Raw genomic sequence first — 5,249 nt, forward strand, 5'->3', positions numbered from 1 at the left:
GGCCCCTGTGCTCTTCGGGCTCCAAACTCCATGACCGAGTCAAATCCTGCAACCATACAAATCCTGGACGCTTTTGTTGCGATAAGGGACGGAAAGTTAACAAGATTTAAAAGAGCTGTTTCAACCAGCTGGCATGAACCAATGGGACCATGTACCCTGAGCACCGGTTCGCCAGGAAAAACAACTGCTCCTTCAGGTACTGCATAGACCGATCCGTCAAATCGCCATTCAGAGAGCCATGACAGGAATGCATCATGAAAAAGACCTAATGAGCGGATATATGCGATATCTTCTGGTGAGAACCGTGCATCCTGAAGAAATAAGAGCGCATCGTCTATTCCAGCCGTAACAATATATTCACCATGAAATGGACAGGTTCTGAAAAAAAGATCAAAGCAGGACCGGACATTTACTGTACCTGACAAAAACCAGACATACATCATTGTCAGTTCATACAAATCGGTACGGATTGGAGATTTCAGGGTGCTCATGGATACATATACCATCCCGGTATCTGATATGTATTCAAAGGATGAAATAGTCTGATCGTCTGAATCTGACAAAAAGATTTCCTGGATTCTGAAGATATTCAGATCGAAATATTGAAGGGATCCGCCTTTGAGATTATCTCGTTGGTGAAAGAAGATGCACCTCCCCCCAATCATTCCGCCCGCATCTATCACTCCTTTCCTCTCGTGCTCCAGGGTGATTAACTGCACACATGCAGAGATACGGACATTGGCACGGACAATAACCAACACGGGATCTGATGATATCGAACGGTCCAGAACACTCTATACATGGGTCAGGGATTCAATCGCTCATTCAGGTGATGCCGGTTATGCTGACCTGATGTGGAATGCCCCCGATGTTCTTACCGCCGGGCATGGGCTCTGTTTTGGAAAGTCCCATCTGTTTGTTGCATTATGCAGGGCGCTTGGGATTCCTGCCGGTCTTTGTTACCAGCGGGTGCGTCGTGAAGACGGGAGCTGGGTGCTCCATGGCCTTACCGCAGTATACCTTGAACAACTTGACAAATGGATACGGCTCGATCCACGGGGTAATAAACCGGGTATCGATGCAGATTTCTCACTTGAGATGGAAAAGATTGCATATGAACCCACCCATGACGGGGAATGGCTGGATCAGCATGTCTACCCTGAACCCTGGCAGGATATTACACATCTTATTGAACTCTCATCAAATGCTTTGGATTTTATAAAAAAATCCGGAAATATCAGATATCCCCCCATACCAGAGGTCAGACAACAGGGAACCAGATCAACCTGCTCCACCTGATATGATACCCTATTCAATCACCCATCACCGGTGATAGGGCTGTCCCCGGATAATGGAGAAAGCGCGATATATCTGCTCATAAAGTATAAGTCGCACAAGCTGATGCGGAAATGTCATGGCAGAGCATGACAGAATCATATCAGCCCTCATGGTACATTCATCAGACAACCCATATGGTCCGCCAATAATAAAGACGACCTGATATGGGCCTTCAACCTCCAACCGTTTTATTATCCCGGCAAATCCCTCACTTGATACCGGTCTTCCCATCCGATCCAGGACAATTACATACTCCTGTGCGCCAATACCAGAGCACAGCCTCTTACCTTCAGATGCACACGCTTTTTCTATGGTTGAAGGATGATCATCAGGAACAGGTGCTTCAGGAAACTCAATGCACTCAATCTGACAGTACTGGCTGATCCGTTTTGCATAGTCGGCGATCGCATCACGAATAAACGGCTCTTTCACCCGTCCGATAGCCCTGACTTTTATCCGTACCATCAGGAATCAAGGTCCTCAATACTATCCCTTTTTTTGTGAAGATACTTCCACACCTTTTCAGATGCAATAAACCCGTCATCAATCCGATCAATGAGCCGGTCTATTCTCTCTATCTCATACATTATCCGGTCTTTTTCCGCGCATTCACCTTCATCGACGAGCGTTGATATGATGGTCAGCGGGTTTCGTATCTGATCATTTAATGCACCCATCTGAACGAGGTTTAATTCAAGCCGCTCAAGCAGTCTCTCCTGGTTATGCTGAAATTCTACCTGACGGGTAATATCACGGGCAATAATGAAGAGAAGACATTTTTCATGAAATGTGATATCACGGATGATGATGTCAAACACAATCTGATCAGCATTGCTTTTTCTACTATCAGGAAAAGACCACTCAAACCTGGTGACCGAACCGGCAGGATGAGAGATAATATGCTGGATAAAGCCATGAAATGAGGCAGAATACCGTGCGTCAAGATCTGCTGCAAGACGATGGATATCCTGCCCGATGATGGCCCCGCGATCCTTTTGAAAAATCCCGGAAAATACCTGATTACAGTCAACAATGATGGTGTCATCAATAACACAGATTGCATCCTGTGCATGCTCAAACAGGATCCTTATTCGTTCTTCAGCTTCTGCAAGTTCTTCCTGTGTCCGGGCAAGTTCATCCTGATGCCTGCGAAGAGTTGAGGCGGTCTTATCAACGGCCTGTGCAAGGGTGGTAAGTTCTGCCGGAGCACGTGAAAGGAGGGTGTCACAGTGATTTGGATCCTGTTTTGTAACAAGGATCCGGGTAATACCTTCAAGATGCCTCAGGAAGTACCGACGATAGTACAGAATGAGCGCAGAGAGAAAAAGACAACATATGAGAGCGGTTGTTACAATGAGTGAAAGAATAAGTGAAGAAGTATAGGGAGTCCGAAACGGGATCTCAGTCCTGACCAGATATGCAGGGTTATCCAATATATCTGATATTGCACTGTATATGACAAACGACTGACCAGACGGATCTAAATATGCATACGGGAGCGAAGAGTCCCCGACATAAATGCCTCTGTCAGAATAGGCACCGGTAATATGAAATGGAAATACCGATATTTCAGATATCTCTCGAATCCGATCCGCATCAAGGTACCTTCCAAAGATAAGAAAGCCTGCCTGCGGACCTGATCCATCACTCCGATAGATACCCTGCACCGAGATAAGAAGAGGTCCTGACCAAAGCGGGATGATACCGGTCTTCGGAGCGTTTTGATCCTGATTTTCAAGAAGGTTATACTTGAAAAGAGAGGGATACACATCATCAGGGATTGGAAGGTCAGTCTGATTTCGGTAATCATATCCTCTTTGGTATACGATGCCCCCGGTTGCGTTCATATAAACGACAAGATTGAGCTGTGATGATGAGAATGTACTCTCCTGTAAATTTGACTGTATATATTGTTCATTCCCATCCTGAACAAACCGGTAGGTATCGTCCCAGACTCCCCAGTCATGAGTAAATATCGCCAGGCTCTTCTTTTCCATATCCAGAATCTGAATGACCTTTTGGGCAACTTCCGGTGCAGTCGCCCGTTCTGCATCAGTAATTCCCTGCATGACGGCCATATGGGATGCCAGTAACACGCCTGAGATCAGCAGGATGGTAAAGATGACAGTTGCAACGATCAGGTGATGAAATACTGACTGACGCATGAAGGGCATTCTCCAAAGCGAGCAAAATGGTATATGTATGTTGACGTTTTGATCGGTTAATGGTATGCTGGATCAACCCGAATAATGAGATGAATATATGACAAACAAAGGTCTTATGCCAGGGGATCGTGCTCCAGATTTTTCACTCCCTGATCATACCGGGACAATCCATCATGCATCATCATACCGAGGTTCATGGTTCATCCTCTATTTCTATCCAAAGGATAACACATCTGCATGTACTGCTGAAGCGCTGGCGTTTTCTGCGGTTTATGAGGAATTATCTGACCTTGGAGTTCCGGTTATCGGAGTCAGTCCTGACACCCCGGAAAGTCACCGGAAATTTATCGAAAAACATGGCCTGAAATTTACGCTGCTCTCGGATGTGAATCATGAAGTCATCGAGGCATACGGAGCATGGATTTTGAAAAAGATGTACGGGAAGGAGTACATGGGTGTTGAGCGATCAACGTTCCTTATTGATCCGGAAGGCATTATCCGCGCTGTCTGGAGAAAAGTAAAGGTGAAGGGTCATGTGGAAGAGGTGACCGCCAAATACCGTGCATTGATGGAACGATCGGATTAAAAGACCTCAACCCCGTCATCAAGTGGTTCAACCAGACGCTGTCCGGTGTAGGCATTTATCTCCACGATCTTTTTTCCTTTAATATGCCAGACCGGGATATAGAGCTCACGTAGTTCCAGGGATATATTCTCCGGTTCTGGAGCCAGGTTTTTCTCTTCGTAAAAGATCGCATCTCCTCTCACCTGTCTGATCCTGACCCGCTTTGTCATGGATCGGATCAGATGGCTGATAATCTTCTCTTCAGCTTCTGCACGGGATATGGAGGGTTTGGTGATCTCACTTCCGTCCGGTATCTCTCTTCTTGTTATGGTATCCGAATCTATATCGGTAAGCGCGCCATTAATCGCATTCATTGCCCCAGAGCCGGTCCCGTCAAACTGGATATTCTGATCCCTATATCCTGCACTTCCTTTGCAGGTATAGCGGAACATCCAGTACGGCAGAAAACGAAGCGTTGCAACACCTGGTATACCGGCCTTCTCCTCCGCTTCGTCACGATGGATTCGGACCGGCAGATGAGGTATCCTCACAGCCCCCTCACTCTCATGATGACTTCGCGCTTTGTAAGAGCCAGGATCCTCGCAGCCATCGAGAGGAAGAACAAGAGTCTTCCCAAGAACCCTGGCAAGGACTGCTTCACCTGCATACAGGGCAAACTCCTCAGGATACCAGACGATGCAGTTATCCGCCGTAATAGATGGATTAAAGGTCACCAGCAGCTTCTCACAGACTTTCTCCTCCTGTCCGTCACGTATGGTATACTCCGTATCAGAGTACGAGAGAGCCTCGTCAGGATCATCAGAACACATGACCAGAAGATAGGTGTTCTTCCGGATTGCAGACAGATCCAGGGGCGCTGGTGCATTATGGACGTCAAATCCCGCCGCCTTTAGGATATCTGAAACTGCCCGTGATGCCTTTTCCCTGGTTCTCTGCTCCATACCGTACTGTTTACCGTCCAAAAAAAGAATATTTTTCTATCTCCGGGCTCGTACAATGAGTCATGAGTGATTTCCTCAGGTTTGTCAGCCACCAGATTGAGGATTTTGCTATGCAGGTCACGTTCGACCCTGATCAGGGAACCGGAACTGTTGTGTATAATCTCTCACTCGTGCGTGTGGAAGACCTTGAGTATGCCGTATCAGTATTTCGCGCAACAT

At 46.8% G+C, this 5,249-nt stretch carries 6 protein-coding genes and 1 pseudogene; 3 read left to right on the plus strand and 4 right to left on the minus strand.

Features of this window, described 5'->3' with window-relative positions:
- Positions 1-563, minus strand: a pseudogene (locus tag PLA23_RS10200) (hypothetical protein); the annotation flags it as partial.
- An 82-nt stretch (positions 564-645) separates the two neighbouring features.
- Here PLA23_RS10200 and PLA23_RS10205 point away from each other — a divergent pair.
- Complete coding sequence (locus tag PLA23_RS10205) at positions 646-1,299, plus strand: transglutaminase-like domain-containing protein (RefSeq protein WP_324331629.1); 654 nt, start codon at positions 646-648, stop codon at positions 1,297-1,299.
- Positions 1,300-1,323: 24 nt separating this feature from the next.
- Here the strand turns inward: PLA23_RS10205 and PLA23_RS10210 are convergent, their stop codons facing one another.
- Both PLA23_RS10210 and PLA23_RS10215 read right to left on the minus strand, forming a co-directional pair.
- Positions 1,324-1,803: a 23S rRNA (pseudouridine(1915)-N(3))-methyltransferase RlmH gene (locus tag PLA23_RS10210; RefSeq protein WP_324331631.1), complete on the minus strand. Its 480-nt coding sequence runs from the start codon at positions 1,801-1,803 to the stop codon at positions 1,324-1,326.
- A complete protein-coding gene (locus tag PLA23_RS10215) occupies positions 1,803-3,503 on the minus strand; it encodes a CHASE4 domain-containing protein (RefSeq protein WP_324475113.1) in 1,701 nt (566 codons plus the stop codon). Before PLA23_RS10215 ends, PLA23_RS10210 begins: the two co-directional genes overlap by 1 nt.
- A gap of 97 nt (positions 3,504-3,600) precedes the next feature.
- On the opposite strand from PLA23_RS10215, the gene PLA23_RS10220 reads away from it, so the two are divergent.
- On the plus strand, positions 3,601-4,089 hold the full coding sequence (locus tag PLA23_RS10220) for a peroxiredoxin (protein WP_324475114.1): 489 nt from the start codon (positions 3,601-3,603) through the stop codon (positions 4,087-4,089).
- Here PLA23_RS10220 and PLA23_RS10225 read toward each other — a convergent pair.
- The gene (locus tag PLA23_RS10225) at positions 4,086-5,030 is read right to left on the minus strand and encodes a hypothetical protein (RefSeq protein ID WP_324331164.1); all 945 of its coding nucleotides are present in this window, start codon (positions 5,028-5,030) and stop codon (positions 4,086-4,088) included. The two genes, PLA23_RS10220 and PLA23_RS10225, sit on opposite strands and share 4 nt — an antisense overlap.
- Positions 5,031-5,092: 62 nt before the next feature.
- Here PLA23_RS10225 and PLA23_RS10230 point away from each other — a divergent pair.
- The coding region (locus PLA23_RS10230; protein WP_324475115.1) for an NrpR regulatory domain-containing protein at positions 5,093-5,249 on the plus strand (157 nt) is incomplete at its 3' end.

The organism is Methanospirillum sp., assembly GCF_035406105.1.
Classification (GTDB): domain Archaea; phylum Halobacteriota; class Methanomicrobia; order Methanomicrobiales; family Methanospirillaceae; genus Methanospirillum.

Bases quoted from the DNA above. Each gene is read 5' to 3' on its own strand.
- PLA23_RS10205 (WP_324331629.1), top strand. From the start codon at position 646: ATGCACCTCCCCCCAATCATTCCGCCCGCATCTATCACTCCTTTCCTC.
- PLA23_RS10210 (WP_324331631.1), bottom strand. From the start codon at position 1,803: ATGGTACGGATAAAAGTCAGGGCTATCGGACGGGTGAAAGAGCCGTTT.
- PLA23_RS10215 (WP_324475113.1), bottom strand. From the start codon at position 3,503: ATGCGTCAGTCAGTATTTCATCACCTGATCGTTGCAACTGTCATCTTT.
- PLA23_RS10220 (WP_324475114.1), top strand. From the start codon at position 3,601: ATGACAAACAAAGGTCTTATGCCAGGGGATCGTGCTCCAGATTTTTCA.
- PLA23_RS10225 (WP_324331164.1), bottom strand. From the start codon at position 5,030: ATGGAGCAGAGAACCAGGGAAAAGGCATCACGGGCAGTTTCAGATATC.